The organism is Crenothrix polyspora (genome assembly GCF_900163755.1).
In the GTDB taxonomy this organism is placed as follows: Bacteria; Pseudomonadota; Gammaproteobacteria; order Methylococcales; family Methylomonadaceae; genus Crenothrix; species Crenothrix polyspora.
This window is the reverse complement of sequence record NZ_FUKI01000036.1, coordinates 1-1,100: the sequence shown is the minus strand read 5'-3', so window position 1 is coordinate 1,100 and position 1,100 is coordinate 1. Positions and strand designations below refer to the sequence as shown.

At 49.2% G+C, this 1,100-nt stretch carries 1 protein-coding gene; it reads left to right on the top strand.

The window, feature by feature from the left end; translation table 11 throughout:
* A partial coding sequence (locus CRENPOLYSF2_RS02350; RefSeq protein ID WP_217884051.1) for an ISAs1 family transposase occupies positions 1–1,081 on the top strand: 1,081 nt, incomplete at its 5' end.
* Positions 1,082–1,100: the final 19 nt, after the last annotated feature.

Below are 1,100 nucleotides of genomic sequence, written 5' to 3'. Positions count from 1 at the left end.
GAAAGACCCAAGAATTGAACGCAAGAAACTCCATCAATTGATGGACATCATTGTCCTGTCAATATGTGCCACCATAAGTGGCGCTCAAGGGTGGGAAGACATCGCAGAATTTGGCCATAACAAATTGGATTGGTTGCGGCAGTTTGTGCCTTTGAAGAACGGCATACCGTCACATGATTGCATTGCTTATGTGTTGTCCCGGCTGAACCCCAAGGAATTCCAACGTTGTTTCATAGACTGGGTCGGAGCCGTAAACAAAGCGATGCCGGATGAAGTGATCGCCGTGGACGGCAAAACGGCGAGGCGTTCGCATGACCGAAAAAACAATAAAAACCCGTTGCACATGGTCAGCGCATGGGGGTGCGCCAACGGGATGGTACTCGGACAGGAAGCGACCGAAGAGAAGTCCAATGAAATTACTGCCATCCCCAAACTCCTGGCATTACTTGAGCTGAAGGGCTGCATTGTGACCATTGACGCCATGGGCTGTCAGAGTGCCATTGCAGAACAGATTGTCGACCAAGACGGCGATTATTGCCTGGGACTCAAAGGTAACCAAGGCGACTTGCATGAGGCGGTCGAAGATTTTTTCACAGCAGCACGAGAGGCCAATTTCAAGGATGTCAAGCACAGTTACTTTGAGGAAATCGACAACGAGCATGGCCGTCTGGAAATCCGCCGTTACTGGATCACCGAAACATTATGCACGTTGCCGAAAACAGAGCGCTGGAAAGGGTTAAAAAGCATCGGCATGGTGGAGCGTGAATGCCATGTCGGCACTAAAGTTACTTTGGAGCAACGGCATTTCATCAACTCCTTTGCTGCCAATGCCAAGCTGTTTGCCCATGCTGTCCGTAACCATTGGGGGATAGAAAACAAGCTACACTGGCGTTTGGACGTGGTTTTCCGTGAAGACGACAACCGGATACGTAAAGGCAATGCCCCCGCAATTATGACGACTATCCGCCACATTTGCCTAAACCTGTTCCAAAAAGAACCCAGCAAAATCAGCACCAAAAAGAAAATGAACAGGGCGGCCTGGAACGACAACTACAGAGCTAAAGTATTGTTCGCAATTTAATTTTAATGCGTTTGCCCTG